17 protein-coding genes are annotated in these 17,327 nt (G+C 57.3%); 9 read left to right on the top strand and 8 right to left on the bottom strand.

Features of this window, described 5'->3' with window-relative positions:
• Positions 1–44: 44 nt before the first annotated feature.
• Both tnpB and IVA92_RS02870 read right to left on the bottom strand, forming a co-directional pair.
• Positions 45–398 carry an IS66 family insertion sequence element accessory protein TnpB gene (gene tnpB / locus IVA92_RS02875; RefSeq protein ID WP_011931031.1) on the bottom strand — a complete coding sequence of 118 codons (354 nt, stop codon included), beginning with the start codon at positions 396–398 and terminating at the stop codon, positions 45–47.
• Complete coding sequence (locus tag IVA92_RS02870; RefSeq protein WP_247280258.1) at positions 392–814, bottom strand: transposase; 423 nt, start codon at positions 812–814, stop codon at positions 392–394. Before IVA92_RS02870 ends, tnpB begins: the two co-directional genes overlap by 7 nt.
• Before the next feature lie 894 nt (positions 815–1,708).
• On the opposite strand from IVA92_RS02870, the gene ybgC reads away from it, so the two are divergent.
• Positions 1,709–2,149 carry a tol-pal system-associated acyl-CoA thioesterase gene (gene ybgC, locus IVA92_RS02865; protein WP_247280257.1) on the top strand — a complete coding sequence of 147 codons (441 nt, stop codon included), beginning with the start codon at positions 1,709–1,711 and terminating at the stop codon, positions 2,147–2,149.
• Between the two features lie 196 nt (positions 2,150–2,345).
• Here the strand turns inward: ybgC and IVA92_RS02860 are convergent, their stop codons facing one another.
• From IVA92_RS02860 to IVA92_RS02850, 3 genes are all read right to left on the bottom strand, one after another.
• Positions 2,346–3,260 carry a nucleotidyl transferase AbiEii/AbiGii toxin family protein gene (locus tag IVA92_RS02860; RefSeq protein WP_247280256.1) on the bottom strand — a complete coding sequence of 305 codons (915 nt, stop codon included), beginning with the start codon at positions 3,258–3,260 and terminating at the stop codon, positions 2,346–2,348.
• A complete protein-coding gene (locus tag IVA92_RS02855) occupies positions 3,247–4,098 on the bottom strand; it encodes a type IV toxin-antitoxin system AbiEi family antitoxin (protein WP_247280255.1) in 852 nt (283 codons plus the stop codon). Before IVA92_RS02855 ends, IVA92_RS02860 begins: the two co-directional genes overlap by 14 nt.
• Positions 4,099–4,638: 540 nt before the next feature.
• On the bottom strand, positions 4,639–5,952 hold the full coding sequence (locus tag IVA92_RS02850; protein ID WP_247280254.1) for a recombinase family protein: 1,314 nt from the start codon (positions 5,950–5,952) through the stop codon (positions 4,639–4,641).
• Between the two features lie 250 nt (positions 5,953–6,202).
• Here IVA92_RS02850 and IVA92_RS02845 point away from each other — a divergent pair, with 250 nt between their 5' ends.
• The 5 genes from IVA92_RS02845 (at position 6,203) to IVA92_RS02825 (ending at position 10,929) form a co-directional block, all read left to right on the top strand.
• Positions 6,203–6,376 (top strand): hypothetical protein, encoded by a 174-nt coding sequence (locus IVA92_RS02845; protein ID WP_247280253.1) that lies wholly within the window; start codon positions 6,203–6,205, stop codon positions 6,374–6,376.
• A gap of 484 nt (positions 6,377–6,860) precedes the next feature.
• A complete protein-coding gene (locus IVA92_RS02840) occupies positions 6,861–7,640 on the top strand; it encodes a DUF5131 family protein (RefSeq protein ID WP_247280252.1) in 780 nt (259 codons plus the stop codon).
• A 39-nt stretch (positions 7,641–7,679) separates the two neighbouring features.
• Positions 7,680–8,945 (top strand): three-Cys-motif partner protein TcmP, encoded by a 1,266-nt coding sequence (locus IVA92_RS02835; RefSeq protein ID WP_247280251.1) that lies wholly within the window; start codon positions 7,680–7,682, stop codon positions 8,943–8,945.
• A gap of 38 nt (positions 8,946–8,983) precedes the next feature.
• Entirely contained in the window at positions 8,984–9,766 is a 783-nt protein-coding gene (locus IVA92_RS02830) for a hypothetical protein (RefSeq protein WP_247280250.1), read from the top strand.
• Between the two features lie 101 nt (positions 9,767–9,867).
• Positions 9,868–10,929: a PIN domain-containing protein gene (locus tag IVA92_RS02825; RefSeq protein WP_247280249.1), complete on the top strand. Its 1,062-nt coding sequence runs from the start codon at positions 9,868–9,870 to the stop codon at positions 10,927–10,929.
• A gap of 23 nt (positions 10,930–10,952) precedes the next feature.
• Here IVA92_RS02825 and IVA92_RS02820 read toward each other — a convergent pair whose 3' ends face one another.
• Positions 10,953–11,543: a hypothetical protein gene (locus IVA92_RS02820; protein WP_247280248.1), complete on the bottom strand. Its 591-nt coding sequence runs from the start codon at positions 11,541–11,543 to the stop codon at positions 10,953–10,955.
• 251 nt (positions 11,544–11,794) lie between these two features.
• On the opposite strand from IVA92_RS02820, the gene IVA92_RS02815 reads away from it, so the two are divergent.
• The 3 genes from IVA92_RS02815 to IVA92_RS02805 all read left to right on the top strand — a co-directional run bounded on the left by IVA92_RS02815 (position 11,795) and on the right by IVA92_RS02805 (position 13,421).
• Positions 11,795–12,103, top strand: coding sequence for a hypothetical protein (locus IVA92_RS02815; protein WP_247280247.1), 309 nt, complete (start codon positions 11,795–11,797; stop codon positions 12,101–12,103).
• 132 nt (positions 12,104–12,235) lie between these two features.
• Positions 12,236–12,634, top strand: a complete 399-nt coding sequence (locus IVA92_RS02810) for a hypothetical protein (protein WP_247280246.1) — start codon at positions 12,236–12,238, stop codon at positions 12,632–12,634.
• A gap of 52 nt (positions 12,635–12,686) precedes the next feature.
• Positions 12,687–13,421, top strand: coding sequence for a hypothetical protein (locus IVA92_RS02805; protein WP_247280245.1), 735 nt, complete (start codon positions 12,687–12,689; stop codon positions 13,419–13,421).
• Between the two features lie 260 nt (positions 13,422–13,681).
• Here the strand turns inward: IVA92_RS02805 and IVA92_RS02800 are convergent, their stop codons facing one another.
• Together IVA92_RS02800 and IVA92_RS02795 are read right to left on the bottom strand one after the other, a co-directional pair.
• A complete protein-coding gene (locus IVA92_RS02800; RefSeq protein WP_247280244.1) occupies positions 13,682–15,103 on the bottom strand; it encodes a UvrD-helicase domain-containing protein in 1,422 nt (473 codons plus the stop codon).
• On the bottom strand, positions 15,090–16,802 hold the full coding sequence (locus IVA92_RS02795; RefSeq protein ID WP_247280243.1) for an ATP-binding protein: 1,713 nt from the start codon (positions 16,800–16,802) through the stop codon (positions 15,090–15,092). The genes IVA92_RS02800 and IVA92_RS02795 overlap by 14 nt, the downstream gene beginning before the upstream one ends.
• Positions 16,803–17,327: the final 525 nt, after the last annotated feature.

The following is a 17,327-nucleotide window of genomic DNA, read 5'->3' as shown; positions in this document are numbered from 1 at the left end:
AGTCTGCCATGCTTCGCGGCCCGATGCAGCGAAGATTTTATGTCCTATGCAAGTGCTTTCGGCTGCGGGATTCGAGGCGCGTGCATCCGCGTCCAATCCATGCCGGCCAGAAGCGCGGACAGCTGGGCGGCATTCATCCGCATCACGCCGGCCACGATGGGAGGCCATTTGAAGCCGCTGCCATCGAGCCGCTTCCAATACATCACAAGGCCGCTGCCATCCCAGACGACAATCTTCACCCGATCGGCGCGCTTCGCACGGAACACCACCGCCACGCCCTTCATCGGGTCATGGCCCAGCGTCTCCTTCGCCAACAGCGCCAAGCCCTCCGCACCTTTTCTGAAGTCCACAGGTTGCGTCGCCACGTAAATCATGAGGCTCGCGGGCGGCGTCAGCATGAACGTGTCCGTCGAAGCGCCAAGAACACATCACTCAACACAGCAAGGCCAGGCGTCCCTCGCACCTCCACGCGTGCCCCCTGGAGTTCAACCGTCACTACAGCTGCTTCCGGCGACCCGGTGGGCTCTGCGGCCGCCGGTAGCGCTGATTCCGATACCACCGGCACGAACGACAGCGTGTCCGCCGAAGCCGGCAGTACCAACTGGCCCAAACGCGCCCGGCGCCGCCAGTCGTGCACCTGCTGGGGCCGGCACCCATGGCGACGCGCGACATCTGTGACAATCGCCCCCGGCTCAAGGCTTTCCGCGGCAATCTGTGCCTTCAAATCGTCCGGCCAGCGCTTTCGACCTGCGCCTGCGTACACTTCGATACGCGGTGACAACGGTCGTCTTATGTCGTCCGAATGGTCGTCCATTGTGAGCACCCTTGCAGAAGATGACTCTTCTAGCGGTGCTCTCAGGATTGAGTACAAAAATTCTCAAGGGCCTCAACGCCACGCTTACGATTAATCGCTCCAAACGAGGGGTGTCTGACTAGGACAGCACCCAGAAATTATTCCAGGGATTCAAAGTTGTGAATCCGATGCGAAAGAACGCGCTGGAGCTAAGGTTCGCAACAGGTCTTGCAAGACGATGGCACGCAAGACAAACAGTCGAACCGAGTGCGAACTCAATCGTTCCTGAAGCCGGCCGCGGGGGCCGCAAGCAATGCCGATGGCCACTAGCGCCTTCGGCCGGTAAGCTTGGCTCGGCGTGGACGCTTGCTTTTCTGTTTGAGCCTCGTTGGTTTTGCGCTCTTCTCAGCCGCGAGAACTCGGGCTCGGACTTCCTCTAATTCAACGAGTGCAGAAACGATGCTCTGAAGACGTTTGCGAATAGCAGCAGCAGGAATGACTGCTCGACTGCGGGTACTCATTAGACGCCCCTACTTACTAGCCCGCCATTGGCCAGCCCGAGTTGTTCCCAGGGGAACAGTCGCAATGTCCTGCCGGATCGCTTATCTTAGGCACATGCGTATGGCATACGAGCTCTGCCTGTCATTCGGCGCGCTGATTGACCCCTTGTCGGCGCCGAAGAAGGTTGACCCCGGCGGGCAATGGCGAAGCCGTTGAACAATTGCCGAAAATACATCGAGCGTGGGGTCAATGTTGGGCTCTGACTCATTTCTGATGAAGTTCGCCGGCGACTGTGGTTCTAGGTGCATCCCAAGCAAAGTTCAAACCCAAAGCGATGGCGCTTGCTGAGGAAGGTGCCTCTATGCAAGACAATCGGCCCCGAAGTGCGAGAAGTGCAATAAGAGAAATCCCCCTGTGCCAGTATCTCTTGACGGCGAAATTCGCGATGGCCGCCATCATATGCAGGTCCGTATCTATTTCGAAGATACGGACGCCGGCCAGATTGTTTATCACGCGAATTTCTTGCGCTTCATGGAACGCGGCAGAACAAATTACTTGCGTCTGCTCGGAACGAATCAGCAAGAGCTCCTCAAAGAAGCGCAGGAAGATGCGCCAGGCTTTGCTTTCGTAGTCCGTTCGATGAGTATCGATTTTCTAAAGCCAGCAATCCTGGACGACCTACTTGAAGTTGTCACGGTTCCAGAAGAGGTAAGGGGTGCGTCGATTACCCTGCTGCAGGAATGCAGGCGCGGGGACGATCTTTTGGTCACGGCCCGCGTGCGCGCGGCGTTTATCTCAGGCGGAAAAGCGCAACGTATCCCGAAGGCGCTGCGGTTCGCCATAGGAGGAGCGTAGAAAAATCGACGCTTGTTTACGCTATAGCCCTCCAACGTCCCAATGAAATCAAGGCGCTGTGTTGCGATGTTGGCAAGCCAGAGTTCTCTACGCTATTATACGATGAGGGCTCCTGCTTTATCCTATAGCGACCGAGCCTACTCCACATCCCTACTGCATGCCCATCCGCTTACGACCCGAATGCAGCACAATGCAGTCACTTAAGAACTGCGATCAACTGACCCACAAGCTTTTCGCGATCTGCGGCACGCAGCTTATCAAGATTGATCTGCTTCCATCGGACTGCGGGAAGCTCTGCCGCTCCATCGACGCCCAGCAGAGTCCAATCTGGCTTCCCGAGCTTGAATCCGATCAGAAATTCCCGATGCTCCTTCGGCATCTTTCCAGATACCTCGGCGATCAAGTTCTCGCGGGCTCTCAATAGCTCATCCAGCGAGACCGGATCTGAGGTCATACCCTCGAAGCCGTGCTCGAATTCCTGGCGGATATCCTTTCGCCGCGGCGCCACAACCTCCGAAATAGGCCGATCATGGCTGATGAGATACACGATGAAAGCGCGCCTCAGGTCGTCGCTGATTCCCTCATTCGCCAGAAGATCGTGGATGTCAAAAAGATCGCGAGGATGTTGACGGTCAAGGGCCGCGACGATTTTTCCCGCGTAGAGGTCGAAAAACGAGACGACTTGTGTCTCCGCAAAACCAAAGCTCTCCTCGACGTTGGGACGTACGGATCGCATCTCGGGATCGAAGACGCAACCACGAAGGACGGGAGTGACTTCGATCTTGATCTGAGCGCCAGCCCTTTGAAGTGTCAGCTTGGTAACGATGCCTTCCGCGCGGTTCACGACCTCATTCAACTTGACGCCCGGAATTCCCTTGCCAATGGCGACAGCCATTCTTTTCATGCCCGCATCGATCGCGGCCAGCGATTCCGGCCGGCCGGCGACAGGCAGGTAGGTTAAGTCGATATCGACTGACAAACGCGGCATATCGCGCACGAATAGATTGATCGCAGTCCCGCCTTTGAGAGCAAAATCCTTTTCCGCCGCAACGAATGGCAAGGTCTCGATTAGCAGCGCAACCTGATGCCGATAGCGTTCAGACAGGGGCACTGAGATCCTCCGGCACGGTGATCAAATATTTCGGATCGAGCCTTCCGCCTTTCACCAGCATGCGCTTTCCTTTCCCCAAATCGACCTTGTCACGGTCTATTTGCTTCAGCCATGAATGGTTGTGCCGGTCGGCAAACCAGAAGAACAGCCTTTTGACTTTCACGCTTCGGCAATCGTCCAGCAGCTTTTGCAGCTTGCGGGGACTGAGGTTGCGCAAGCCCTCAACAAGCATGTCAGCCTGGTGGAAGCTCTCGCTATTCGGCAGCTCGTCGAGCAGTTCGAGCAACGCGCGCTCGGGCGATGAGACGGTGAGCGGCCATTCGCCCTGGCCCCATATCTGCTTGAATGGGCCTGCCTGGAATTCATCGGCGGCTGCGCCGGTATTGTTCTGGACATTCCAGGCGAAGTTCTTGAGCCCCTTCGTCACCGGATCGGCTTTGAAGAGCGTTGTGCTCTTGCGGAATGTGAAGCGTTCCTTGAGCGGAAGCTTGGACAGCCAGCTGGGCGGAGCAGTGGGACCATATAGATAAACGACGGTCGGCCCTTCAGCCCGGAGGTAGTGCGAGAAGCCCTGCAATTCGAGCGCGGTTCGCCCTCCGACGATCAGGGGGCGCTCAAGCAGCGTCTGAAGCGATATGACGGCCTTCTGCCATGTCAGAGTGCCAAGCGGACGCTTGAAAGTTCCACGCGTCGGCTGAACCAGCCAGCCAGCCGAGACATACTGGCTGCGCAGACCTGTCGAATAGCCATGTTTCGTCATCCACCCAGCATCGACCAATAGGCCTTCCGGGAGGGTACGTTCAAGGTGGTTTAGTTTACCGCCTGAATGCTCAGTCATATTAAGCAATATAGCAACATTTCAAACCAATGGCAAGTTTATAGATTTGCAAATTTGCTAAGGCTGACTATGCAGAAATCTCATGATCAAAACCCGGCTTGCGGGGGCACGCCCAATCACATTTCGATCTCCAATGCGCAGCCATGGGTGAAGCGAGGCGAAAAAGGGAAGCCGTCTTAGACGGGCCGTGTCCATGCAGCTCGGGGAAGACCGCGCGCCTTTGTTGCTTCAACGGGCAGGGCTGGCACAAGCCGTCCGCAGTCCTTGGACTCAAAGCGCTGCCTGCCACGGGACGTGTCGAAAAATGTTACATGAAGGAGCTGGGATAATGCGTTCCCCCCATCTCGGCCGAGCATATCATTTCGGATTCCGTCTGCCGCGTATTGATGGGCGACGGTGAGTTCTCGATCTCAGGCGTTCCCTGGCTGGAAGCGGGCGAAACGAAGATCATGCCGCCTCTCCAGACAAAATGCCTCTGTACCAAGCACAACAGCGCGCTGAGCCCGCTCGAAGCCTCTGCACATTACTTCTTCGCCTCCCTCAAATCTTATCTCGAACACGATGCCGGGTCGCGACACGCCATTCTATCCGGGCATGACCTCGAACGCTGGATTTTGAAAACCGCCAAAGCAGCTGCCGTGTCCCGCAACCTGGCACGCGGAAGAGAACGACTGTCGGGTGCGTTTTCGCGGGATGAAGCAATTCTCGACATGCTTGACGACCCCCGACATTGGTCCGAAGGAGAACGTCCATGTTAAAGCTACGGCTATGCTCGCAGGCGCCTCGCTTATGCGCGGTGGCGCATGCGGCACGTGGTGCGCCGTTCCGGGACGACTGCGCGATTCGCATGTGGCCATTACAAACGCCGCATCGGAGGACGCCGGCAAGAGGATGCTCGTTATTGCGCGGCATCAGTGGCCGGCGCTGTGGCTTGCCGGTCGGGCCAAACTTACGGATTGCACGTTCTCCGCGAACTTTCTGCGCTGCGTCCCAAAGCTCTTGCGGAACGATCTGCATCTTGGGGTTCTTGACCAAGAGGTGGCGTTCATCAGGATTGCGGCGCTTTTGTTTCTTCTGTGTCTCCGGATTGAGAATGGTCGAACGAACATTCCAATGTATTTCGCCGATATACAGCTCATTGCTGAGAATTCCGCGACCATGACGACCGGCCGTAATGCACTGATGATTCCAGGTAGTGCGCCCGGCCTTGTTCTTGTGGCGGGTGGCACCGGGCGAGGGCACCCCTTCGCTGGTGAGGTCGGCGGCAATCACTCGGGTTGAACGGCCCGCAACATATTCCCTGAAAATGCGGAATACGATCTTCGCCTCCTTCTTGTCGATCAAGCGCTCACCAGGTGCGCCAGGCTTCATCCGATAACCGTACGCATACGAGCCGGGAATTTTTCCATCCGCCACGGCGTTGTCGTGCCCGCGTCGAACCTTTTCAGCGAGTTGCGGCTTGTAGATGGTGTTGTAGAGGCTCGCGATGCTGATATTGGTGGCGGTCGCGTAAATGCCTTTCTGATCCATCAGGTCAACGCCGTTGAACTCGAAAATTTGCTTTAGGCGTTGGATCGTAGCGGGATCGCGCGATAGTCGATCGAAGTGCTCGACGACAATCACGTCAAAGTCATGATTTCGCACACCGTTGAGAAGTCGGTGGTAGCCATCCCGCGCATCCTCGGTAAGACCAGACTTCGCGGCGTCGACGAATTCACCGATAACATCCAGGTTGTTGCGTTCGGCGACCTTTCGGCAAAGCAATAGCTGACCATCAATTGAGCTGGCCTTTTGCATGTCGCTGGAATAACGGGCATAGAGTGCGGCCCTCATTTTCGGTGATACTGTCGTCATGCCGTTCCCCCTTATCGGCTGTCCCGAACCGTCTTTTTCATCTCCGTGCAATTTGCCGTCCTATGGCGCGCGCTAACTCAAGCCAAACGTCCTTATTGTCGGGATTGTCCCAGCTCTGACGGCGGAGAAGGCCACGCGGTCGGATGATCGCCTTCTGTTCCCGAGACGATCGTATCGGGGCGCGCACTACACAGCCGCACGGGTTAATGGAAATTTTCGCGCCGCGCTATGGGCGGGCGGCAGTTACGATTTGCGCCGCATGCTTCTGGATAAATCATTCCTGTCGCGGTGGGCACGTCTGTGTGATTTCACGATTTTCGTCGGCGCGATGGTTCGATCGTTCTTCAACGACAGCTTCGATCAGCATTGCTGGATCCCGATCGGTCTCGTCGGTGTCAGCGCCGTGGCCAACGTGCCCAGCTAGTAGCGTGACGAGGCCTCGCGATGATGAACCTACACGACCTTCGTTCCGTTGGCGTCAGTGACGACGAATGTTTCGGCATTTTCCTCTTCGACCCGCCAGGGTGTAAATCTGCGTTTTTTGTTGCTTGACATGAGAACAAAATAAGAACATAGACCGAGCGAGGTCAATCAGGAACTCGAAATGTCAGAAGCGGCGGAAGCCGATTCCATGTCGGAATCGAAATGGCTTGATATGGCCGTGGACCAGGCGATTGCGGCGCAGGATGGCGATCCGCGACGTACGACCCGGAGCCTGCTTATAGTGCAGTGGCGATTGGAGGCGAAAGTCTCGCAAGGTTTCATCAGGGGCGTCCAATACGGACGCTTCAAGTGCTGCAGCGGGTAACCGTCCGCGACCGGCGCCTTCCAACTCGGTATTAACGGTTAAGCTGATATTGGCTGTGATCGACAGACGACGTCATCGACAGCACAATATGGGGACGGTCATGGCCGAGACGCAAATTGAATGGACCGACGCCACCTGGAATCCAGTTGCTGGCTGCTCCATCGTCAGCGCCGGCTGCACGAATTGCTATGCCATGGAAATGGCGAGACGACTTCAGGCGATGAATGTCCCGAAATATAAAGGACTCACGCGCCGCAGCGGAAAACGAACCGTTTGGAACGGCGTGGTCCGTGAAGACAAGGCCGCCTTGGACATTCCGCTGCGCTGGAAGAAGCCGCGAAAAATCTTCGTTAACTCGATGTCTGACCTGTTTCATGATCTGGTGACGGACGCCTTCATCCTGAGAGTGTGGGCCGTCATGCGTGCCACGCCCCACCATCACTATCAGATCCTTACCAAGCGTCCGGAGCGGATGGGGGCGCTGGTTCGCTCCAAGATCGGCGAAGTTCTGCCGAACGTATGGCTCGGCACCAGCGTCGAGAGCGCCAACGTCGCGGGTCGCATCGATCATTTGCGCACCATCCCGGCTGCGATCCGTTTCATCTCATTTGAGCCGCTGATCGGCCCGGTAGGGTCAGTCGATCTTCGCGACATCCATTGGGCCATCGTCGGCGGAGAAAGCGGAAGATCGGCTCGCCCGATCCGTGAAGAATGGATCGATGAAATCTTCGATCGGTGTGCGATGCACAACACCGCGTTCTTCTTTAAGCAGTGGGGGACATGGGGGAAAGACAACAAGCGTCGTTCCAAAAAGGCCAATGGGCGCGTATATCGCGATCAGGTCTGGGACGAAATGCCGAAGGCTTCGCTCGCGCTATGAGAATGACGCCTCTGGATAGCAGGATTCATTTGGGGGCGAATGTCGAAAAAACCGTATTCATGGGTCACGGGCGCAATTCTTGAGGAGCACTCAAAACGCAAGCACAAGGTCATCGCCGAATACGTCGCGCGATACCTGGCTGTGCGCTGCCAGCTTCCTCAGCAGTCCCGGTTTCGTCTTGCCATCGTCGATGGTTTTGCGGGCGGCGGCCGATACAAGTGCGGCAGTCCAGGTTCTCCACTGATCTTTATAAACGAGCTTCGTGTCGCGACGGAGCAATTCAACATCAAGCGTCGGGCCGAGGGGATGTCGCCGCTCGACATCGAATGCCTGCTCATCCTGAATGACTTCGACAAAGAGACTGTCGAGTTGCTGAAAACGAATGCCGCTTCGCTCGTCGCCGAAATCAAGGAGAACGTGCCGAAGCTCCACCTTCGCGTCGAGTATCGTAATGAGAAGTTCGACGAACTCTATCCCGAGGTGAAGCAACTGCTGGAACGCGGCAGTTATCACAATGTCCTCTTCAACCTGGATCAATGCGGAACAGGCAGTGTTGAAATCAACACGATCGGCGACATCGTTGCGTCGTTCACATCGGTTGAGATCTTCTACACATTCGGCATCCAGACGTTGCTGACGTTCTTGCATCAGACGGATCGGGCCGCGCTGGCCAAGCAGCTTGCGCCGTTTGGCGTCAGTCCAGATGATCTATCGCAGCTCGATGGTTTGATGACCAAGGACGCCTGGCTTGGCGCCGCGGAACGCATCGTGTTTGAGTCGTTCCGGCGCTGCGCGAACTATGTCAGCCCGTTTTCCATCCACAACCCGGACGGATGGCGTTATTGGCTTATCCACTTCGCAAATTCGGTTCGTGCCCGCCAAGAATACAATAACATTCTCCATCAGAACAGCAGCACCCAGGCGCACTACGGACGGTCCGGTTTGCACATGCTGTCCTACGACCCAAGTGAAGCCGATAGCATGCTCTACGTGTTCGATGCGGCGGGAAGGGCGCAAGCGAGAAAGCAGCTTCACGATGATATTCCACGGCTCATCACAAATTACGGCGATGCGCTTCCAGTCGGAGATTTTTACGCGAGTATCTACAACGCGACGCCGGCCCACATGCTCGACATCAATTCAGCGATCATCGAGAACCCTGACCTGGAGGTCATCACCGAACAAGGCGGCGGGGAGCGCCGCAAAGCCAACACGATCAAGATCAGCGACATCCTGCGCTTGAAACAGCAGCGCAGTTTCTTTCCGATCTTCTTTGATAGTCAAAGCAGGAGAGAGAAGAAATGACGCGCGCCATCGTGATCGCATGATGATTGGCGCCCCGAATGGCTGACAATCGGAATACACTCGCACTTGTCGCAGCCGCAGCCACCCTGGCCCTTGTGTTGGGGTTTGCCTATGGCGCCACCTTTAACGGTGGTTGCGAGCAAATCAAAGATGCCCAATTTGGTTGTCTCGAATGGTGGTTTTCCCGCTATCAGACATTGATCGCAATGTTTGGCGCGATTTTCGTTGCTTGGCTTAGCGTCCAACCTGTTCTGAAGCAGCTCAGGCTCTCCTCGGTGCACACCGCCGTTGCTTTGCAGCAAGTTCACGCAGATCGTGAAAAACGGCTGGAGAATTGGCTCAAACCAGAATTGGCCGCGCTGGAAAAACTGTCCGAAGAACTGGCGCGTGGCTACTACGAACGCGAGGATGACCATGGGGTGCTTCCTCACTGGGTATGGGATATGAACCAAACGGTCAACAACGCCCGCGACCGTTTAATTCGACGGCAGGACAGAAACTTCGGGCCTCCCGAGATAACAGTCGCCCGTCAAAACCTCATCGACATCCTCGGGCGGCTCAGCAAGTGCATGTCAGACTACAATGGGTCTGTCTATACCGACGATCCAGAGTACGATCTCTCCGACGGCGACCGGGCGAAGATTGACGCAGCCGAGAACAAAGCACGCGAAGATCTGCCGGCCCGAATTGATGAGGCGTCAGCGGCGATCAACAAATTCGCTGAAGCTGTGGCAACGGACCTTCGCGAGCTGCGTTTGAAGCGTCGGCTCTATGATCAGATGCTGGCGAGCGCCAACCTTCCGGCGGAGAAGTTGGACTGAGACGTCTGCGATAGCGTGGACGATGAGGCAATCGGCAATACGGATTCTTATCCGCGACGCGCACCAAACATGTGAGAGCTTTTCTCGCAAGGATTTCTGAAATGGCTGGTGAACGCCCCCGTCGGGTTTTCCTTGATGCAAACGTCGTGATCCGGGCCGGCAAGCCGCCCGGCGGTCCGCTGATCCCGCGGGTCGCTGACCTGGTAGACGCGGGCTATATCAAAGTAGTCACGACCGATCTCACAAAGATGGAGATCGCAAAAAAGCACGCGGCCAACGATTTCGAGGTCATCGGCGACCTGACCAAGAGACGAGTCCGCGACCTAGCCGATGAGATTCTCGCCGTTAAACTACCCGAGATTTCTCCGGCTGAGCTGCACCGAAAGCTGATCGAGAAATATCATGCTGGGGTCGAGAGCATGTTTACTTCGCTGCGAGCCGAGACGCTCTCGATCGATAGCGTGAAGCCGTCCGTCGTCTTCGACGCATACGCGCGCAGGACCGGCCTGTTTGGCGACGACGCCAAGAAGGATCAATTTCCGGATGCCTTCATCTTCGAAGCCCTAAAGGCGGCCGCCACGAAAAGCGATCCGCTGACGATCGTCTCGGACGACAAGGACTTTGCAGCGGTCATCAAGAACGCCGAGCATATCACCGGGCTGAGATCGATCGCGCATCTCTTCGCCAAGCTCGGACTAACAATCGAAGCGGCCCCGGACGTCAATGATTTTGTCGATGATAATCGAGATGCGATCGTCGGGATCGTTCATGAAGAACTCAATCAGTGGGGATTGCAGGTCAGCGATGTTGACGATGCAGAAATCGACGAAGCGGACGTGGAAAGCGTGAGCTTTGTCGACTTCCAGACATTTCGGACGGCCGGCCCAGGCAAGGAGATTCTCGTGGTCGGGCGCATCGAGATGGATGTCAAAGTCACCTACCACCATCCCGATTGGGACACCGCCACTTACGACAGCGAAGACAAGGTACTGCTACCGCACCGCACGGTGGAAGGCGAGAAGAACATAGATGTGGAAGCGAATTTCAGTATGACCCTGACCGTCGACCAGCACGGCAAGCCGACATCGGTTGCCGAGTTCTCTTTCGATGACGATGATTTCGTCTGGGTCGCGATCGGGCCAAACGACTTCGACTACAAATAGGTCTTTCGCAGCTCGTGAAATCGTTAGATTTCGCGCGGTGCGTACAAGTTGTCCGGATAGGGAAGCCTTTCGTTGACGCGCCGTAGGAGCACGAGATAGGCCCGCACGGCCAGTTGGAATTCGGCGCCATCACCCAGGGGCTTGTCTTTGAAGGCATGAATGGTGTTGCGCCGCTCCTGCACCAGATCAACGAGTGCATTTCCGTCGGCGCCGATGAGGTCGTGCTCTTTCACGAAGATCTTCAGAGGCTGGAGCGTAAGTCCGTCAGGACTGAGAGCCTTTTGCTTTTTGTGATCGAACGCGTTTGCCTTCTTGAGCATATCCAGGTCGGCTTTATAGTCCATGTAAAACACCGACAGGAGGAGTTTCAGCGTTCCTTCGACCAGACTGCCGAGGTTCGACCAGGCGAGAATGAGTTCTCCGTCCGACAGCGCAGTGGAGGGTTCGCGTAGCCACAAGCGCAATGTCTTTGACAGCGACGCCTGCCAGTCGAGGCGGCTCTTGGTTAGCAGACCCGCGGCTTCAACAGGCGCCCAGCCGTTGCTTGCGGCCCAAAAGGTCGCCAATCCGCTGTTCAATTTTTCGATCCGGAAAACGACGTCCTCGATTGTCATGCGTGACCTATCCGCCGCCAAGCCAAGGGCTATCCTGCTCTATTCGACCCGTCGTGCCCGGTTCGGGCCGAAGCCGGTGCCATGCTTGTAAGAATACCCGAATCAGTCCTACCCTAACGTAGGGCTGGACACCTTCGACCTGTCGCCGGGTCAAACGTCTCACTCATTTCGGAACATAGCATATCTTGGCATCTCACCCTGTGGGCTGCTGCGTAATCGGCGAACAGCGATGCCCGTTCAGGAGGATGCACATGTTTGTGCTTCGTATTCCCGTCTCGCCTTCTGCTGTCGAGCAGATTAAATCAGACCTCACAAAGGTACTCGCCGCGGTCAAGTCCTTGCATCGTGTCGAGGCCTTGGGGAGAGGCCTCGGATTTCAGACTTATGCGGCGCTGCTCTCCGCGTCGCGGTCGCCGGAGCCGCCTGTTGTTACTGTCTCCGGGAAGGCATTCGTCCATTATCTGGAAAATCACAGCTTCGACGCCGATCCGGCCGAGTTCTACGCGGCAGCCGCGCGGGTTGCAATTCGTGGTGTTCTCGATGCCATGCCGCGATTGTAGGTCCATGGAATTGGGTTCGGGCGGCCGCAGCGCAACGCCGACTGTTCACGGCAAACACCCGAACAGCAATACGCCGAATTCGTCGAGCGTCGGAAGGAATGCCTGGGTCCACATGCGACACGCGCATTCTTGTTGTCGCTGGCGCTGCTCGCACGGGTCAAGCCAATAAAGACGATAAGGTCCGGCACCGGCAGTTACAGGTTGAAACATGTCGCGGAAAATTACGAATGCTCGTATCCGGAAGGAAGCAAGCTCGGACCCCACTACGTGCCGAATGGCATGCTTATCGCTGCCGCCGTGCATCTGGGCTTCAACTGTAAGGAGCATGTTGACGATCTCGGGTACGACACGCCCAACACGACCTTCAATATGTCGAAGTCCGTGATCGACGATCTTGATGCCGAGATCCGGCCCAAGACGGGCTTCGCACAAGATCGCGCTCGTGCACGTCTACGGCGGCAGGCAAATGCGCAGTTCGCGACGGTCAAGCAACGGCTTTCGCAAGGCGATGACGTCTGGCCCCCAACATAACTGGCCTTTCTTGACGGGTTATAGAGCCTGGCCGGCTGGAAAGTGATCTGTAATGTCTGATTTGCCGGCCGACTCACCCGGTGTGTACGACGTCGGCATCCTGCAGCCGTTCGTGGATGCTCTGCCTGAAGAGGAACAGCGCAGCGGAATGGTCGTGCTGTTCAATCTTGTGCAGCTTCACCGCCTGGTCAACGATTTCGGTGGTGCCGTCGCGCTTCTCGATCACGTCGAGATCGAGGTAAAGAAAATTCAGGTCTTGAGGACGACACAGTCGGTCTTATTCAACCGCGCGCTGCACATGTATAAGATATGGAGCGAAATGGCAGGGAGGGATGCCGCCGCTACCATTTTTCATTTTGGAAAAACCATCGACGCTATTCGCAGTGGCATGCGCAAATTGCCGACAATCTTGAACGGTGTCGATCATGACCGATTGCGCGCGGCCAGCAAGCAGTTCCACCGATCCTTTCCGGATTATGCGCTGATCAGGCATGGAGCCGGACATCGCGCCGAGAGCACGGCATCAATCCAATCTCTTAATAAACATTCCGAGGACGGAACCTTCATTTTCGGCACGATCAAAGACCGTGTTTATACCGTCACGTTTGAAAGCAAGCACCGCACTTTGGCAATCGATAAGCCGACGCGACGCATTCTTGCTCAGATTGCAAAGAGCATCTACGAAGCTTTTCCAAAACTGACAGAAAGCTTGCCGACTATCCTCGTTGTGGAGGAGGTCGATCTTGAAGCGTCCAAGCCCGACAATATCAGCGGTGAGAGTTGTTGATCGGTAGGGCACCTTGCCAGCAAGTCACCGAATATTTGTCACGCGCATGTTTGTGCCGACAACATCTCGCCACAGTGGAAGAATCATTCAGTTATTCGTCGATGGCGATTGCAGGCGGATGCTGCACCGCCACCGAGCCGTCGTGCGCAGTGGCAGAAGAGCAAGAGCATGATCCATCAAGCTCTTGGTGCTGATGCCCCAGTGCTTCATTGCGACTAACCAAAGCTAAACGCACCGCCTCGCGAACCAGGAAACCCGCGCTAGCGGTTGATCGTCGCTTTATCCGAGCAGATCACAAGACGGCGCGAGCCGCGCGTCATCGCAACATAAAGATGCCGGCTGTCCATCACATCAGGATTGAGGATTACGCAGACATCGGCTTCCAGCCCCTTAAGCAGGAGCGTGCTGCCAACCGTCCGCCTAGCAAGGGGCCTGCCGATCAGGCGAGATTGTTCTCGAACCTGCACCGCGGCATCGAGGAGCGAAAGCCCGTCGTGCGATCCGCAAGCTTGAAACATCCGGTGGCAACCACGCAGCACAGGTGGCCGGTGTGTTCGAACGCCCGCGTCCTTGCTGATGGCGGCCAAGACCGCAGACGCACCCGCGTAACTCGGCTTGCCCGCGAATTCCATTGCCGCACGTTTAACTTCCGATGGCTCCTTCCGGGCGCGCCCAGCCCGAAGCGTCTTGACGCGCGTGAGAAGGTCGTCCGGCCCCACATTCGTCATCACGAGGGCGGCGAAATTAACAAGGCGATCCAAGGCTTGCGCGTGGCCAAGATCGAATGCGTTCGCGAATTCCACGAGATCGCGCATGTCAACGCTTTCCGCCGCGACGGCGCCCGGCGTCTGGCTGGCAAAACGCCGCTGCTCCGCTGGCTTCGTCGCATCCGCGACGATCAGCACGCAACCGTCCGCCGTGGGTGCCTTGGTCAGGCACGCCTTGAGCCTTATGGCATGATCGTTAGATCCATCGAGAAGAACGTGAACTACGTTCTTGGGCGCCGAGGTAAGGTCGATGCTCCCATCGGCAAGAAGCGTCTTGCGGGCTTCCAGCAGCCAGTGACCGAATGCCTCTTCTCCTGCGTTTTTCCATCGCCAGGGCGTGCCCAACTCACCCGCACTTCCGAAAGTCGCATGCACGTCGTTATCCCAATCGACGAGCGTGTCTCCCTTGAATCCGAAAATTGCCTGCATCGGATCGCCAAGGACGCAGGACGGAAGCGCATCTCCCATAACCTTCGCCAGCGCATGCTGCACAGCCGAGCAATCCTGATATTCATCGACAAAGAGTCTGTCGTAGGTCGCCCGCAGGACGTCGCTGAGATGTCCCGCTTCTAAGAGGGCGACCGCCGCTTTGCGTATCGCGGGATAGTCCGATCCAGGGCTCGCCAGTTGCAAGATTGCCGGGTTGTGTCCGCTGCGCGCCGGAAACATTGAAATGATCCGCATAGCAAAGCCATCGAGCGTCGCAAGGCGATAACGCGACGACGCAACGCGCGCGCGGTCGAGGCGTCCGCGCAAGGCGGCCACGCCCGCGTTTGTGTGCGTCAGGACCAGAATCGGTTTGGACTTGGAGTGGCGCGATAGCGCGCCGGCGATCAACTGCGTCTTTCCGCAGCCGGCGGGAGCCGTGATCGCGCCGCGCTCGATTTCCAGCAGGTCGATTTCAGGCGCGACCATCGTCGATCCACGCGAAAATGCGCTCGACGATAGCGCGGAAGCCCGCATCGCATTGCGCGAGAGCCGGCCCCACGATTTCACGGCCGCAATGCTCCATCGCGGTCACGGATTTGAACCACGGATTGTTCTTTGTGGCACACGCCTTAGCAAGACAGGTGCGGGTTTCCGGTGTGACAGCCTTGCGGCATGCGGCGAGCGCGATCTTGCCGCCGGAGGCCGAGGTGATGTGGGCACCAACGAGTTCTTCACCATGAAGCTTGACGGCATGCGCGAGAAGCGCGGTTACGGCGTCGGCCGGGAGGGAGGCGAACAGCTCATCTTCGAGCGCACAGCCTTCCCGCCACCGGAAAATAGCCCCCACGGCTTTACTGAATGTCTCTTCGATACCCCTGTCAGGCTGCTTGTCATCGTCGCGCAGAACATTGGTGCGGTAGCCGAGGCTGTGGAATGCGTTCGCGCGGCGATAAAGATTATCGCACCCGTTGGCATCCACCAGCGTCACGCCCACCGCCTGCATCGGCACTTTACCGCCAGCCGTTCGAAACTGGTCGATACCGCGCACCAACCCGACTTCGCTTGCACCCTCGCAGATCAGAACGGACGAACTCAGGAAGGCTTCAGGAAATAACCGCAACGTGCCCTGGATTTCGGCCTTAGTGCCAACAACCCTCGCATGGTGCCCATCCTTGCCGCGTCTCAACACCGTGAGTTGCTCCGCCGACAACTCACGCACGACGACGGGCGAGTGCGTTGTCAGGAAGCCTTGCAGCGGCGGCGGGGTCTCCTTCGATCCGATCGACTGCAACAGCCTGACGAGCCGGTGCGGTTCGAGGCCATGCTCAACCTCGTCAATCAGAATGACCGTCGCTTCCTTAGCGGCTTTCCGCTGAAGACCCGCGACCAACAGGCGGGCAGAGCCCGTGCCGAGGCCACGAAGCGGAATTCCGGCCTCGTTGTGAAGCGCGATCATGCCGCCGCTGAACGATACGGAATGCGCGTCCAAAAGCGCCTTGGGCTGTGTGCCGATGTCGATGCCAAGTTCGCGCGCGGTCGTTCCGACGATACCGAGCGTGGCGGAGAGTTGCTGTTCTGCGATATCGCCGAAGGCGGCCCGCGCTTGGCGCGCCGCCTCGGCCATCGCGCCCGAGGTTTCGGCCTTCTCGTCGGAAAGCTTCGTCAGCACCGAGCCGCGCCGCCATGCCAGATCGTTCTCGGCAAACGCGCCGATGCGCGTTGGGCAAAGCCGGTTGCGGTCGCTCCAGGTAAGATACCGAGTCTGTCCCTGTGCTTCGGAGCGCTCCGAAATGAGCGTCCATACCGGCTCGAGATCATTTTTCACGGAAAGGTTCAGGGTCAGCACCGTCTCCTTACCGCTTTCGGGCTCATCGTCGATTTCGCCCGCCGCCGCGTCGAAGGACCGAAGATAGTTGCCGTACACCTCCATGCTCTTGAGGCTGTCATCCAGTTCGCCCAGCGTGATCGAGATAGATATCGGCGCTGAAACGTCCAGCCCGTGGAAATCCGCGTCTGAGAACGAAAGGCTGCGTCTCGCGCCAAGGCAGAGATCGACCGCGTCAAGAACTGACGACTTGCCCGCATCGCCGGAACCGATCAGGCAGTTGATGCCGCTCGACGGTCGCCAGGTGAAGGACTTGAGGCAACGAAAGTTGCGAATGTCGACGACGCGGATGCGGGCCACGGAAGGACTCAAATAAGATTAACGAAGAGGCTAAAGCATACACTGTTACAATCTGCGGTCGCTAGCCCGAACCGGCGCGCCGCAACCATTGAGTAGTGGGACGGAGCTGCGCCATTCCATATGTACAGGCAGAACGCCCTGGAATCGACAAAGCATCCCTACCACATGCCCGCATGCGTCTTGGGGCTTTGTGCTCAGTCGGGCGATAGCGTACTTTATCTACGCCGCGAGCCGCGGTATCTGCCCTTCGGCCAACCGAAGGAATTGAGTGTTGCAAGCCCGGGATTTGGACTTCCCTGGGAACATTCGAAGCCGCAGTTGGATCGCAGACGTTGCGCTCTTGCCGGTCGGCAAGAGCGTTGGATTTTCAGTCCGGTTGGGTTGGCACGATGGCAGCCCGGCGCCGCTGTAGATCCCCAAAGTGCAGGCAGCATTCACACGGTAGGCGCTGAATTTTCAGATTGCAGGAGCCGAGCCCAAGAGCTTTGACGATTGCTCAGTAAATTGCCTGTATGCAAGACAATT

Origin of the sequence: Bradyrhizobium sp. 154, from assembly GCF_023073875.1 — a bacterium.
Classification (GTDB): domain Bacteria; phylum Pseudomonadota; class Alphaproteobacteria; order Rhizobiales; family Xanthobacteraceae; genus Bradyrhizobium.
The sequence above is the reverse complement of the archived record's forward strand: the minus strand, read 5'-3'. Positions and strand labels throughout refer to the sequence as shown.

Bases quoted from the DNA above. Each gene is read 5' to 3' on its own strand.
- tnpB (WP_011931031.1), bottom strand. From the start codon at position 398: ATGCTGACGCCGCCCGCGAGCCTCATGATTTACGTGGCGACGCAACCT.
- IVA92_RS02870 (WP_247280258.1), bottom strand. From the start codon at position 814: ATGGACGACCATTCGGACGACATAAGACGACCGTTGTCACCGCGTATC.
- IVA92_RS02855 (WP_247280255.1), bottom strand. From the start codon at position 4,098: ATGACTGAGCATTCAGGCGGTAAACTAAACCACCTTGAACGTACCCTC.
- IVA92_RS02850 (WP_247280254.1), bottom strand. From the start codon at position 5,952: ATGACGACAGTATCACCGAAAATGAGGGCCGCACTCTATGCCCGTTAT.
- IVA92_RS02840 (WP_247280252.1), top strand. From the start codon at position 6,861: ATGGCCGAGACGCAAATTGAATGGACCGACGCCACCTGGAATCCAGTT.
- IVA92_RS02835 (WP_247280251.1), top strand. From the start codon at position 7,680: ATGTCGAAAAAACCGTATTCATGGGTCACGGGCGCAATTCTTGAGGAG.
- IVA92_RS02830 (WP_247280250.1), top strand. From the start codon at position 8,984: ATGGCTGACAATCGGAATACACTCGCACTTGTCGCAGCCGCAGCCACC.
- IVA92_RS02825 (WP_247280249.1), top strand. From the start codon at position 9,868: ATGGCTGGTGAACGCCCCCGTCGGGTTTTCCTTGATGCAAACGTCGTG.
- IVA92_RS02820 (WP_247280248.1), bottom strand. From the start codon at position 11,543: ATGACAATCGAGGACGTCGTTTTCCGGATCGAAAAATTGAACAGCGGA.
- IVA92_RS02815 (WP_247280247.1), top strand. From the start codon at position 11,795: ATGTTTGTGCTTCGTATTCCCGTCTCGCCTTCTGCTGTCGAGCAGATT.
- IVA92_RS02805 (WP_247280245.1), top strand. From the start codon at position 12,687: ATGTCTGATTTGCCGGCCGACTCACCCGGTGTGTACGACGTCGGCATC.
- IVA92_RS02800 (WP_247280244.1), bottom strand. From the start codon at position 15,103: ATGGTCGCGCCTGAAATCGACCTGCTGGAAATCGAGCGCGGCGCGATC.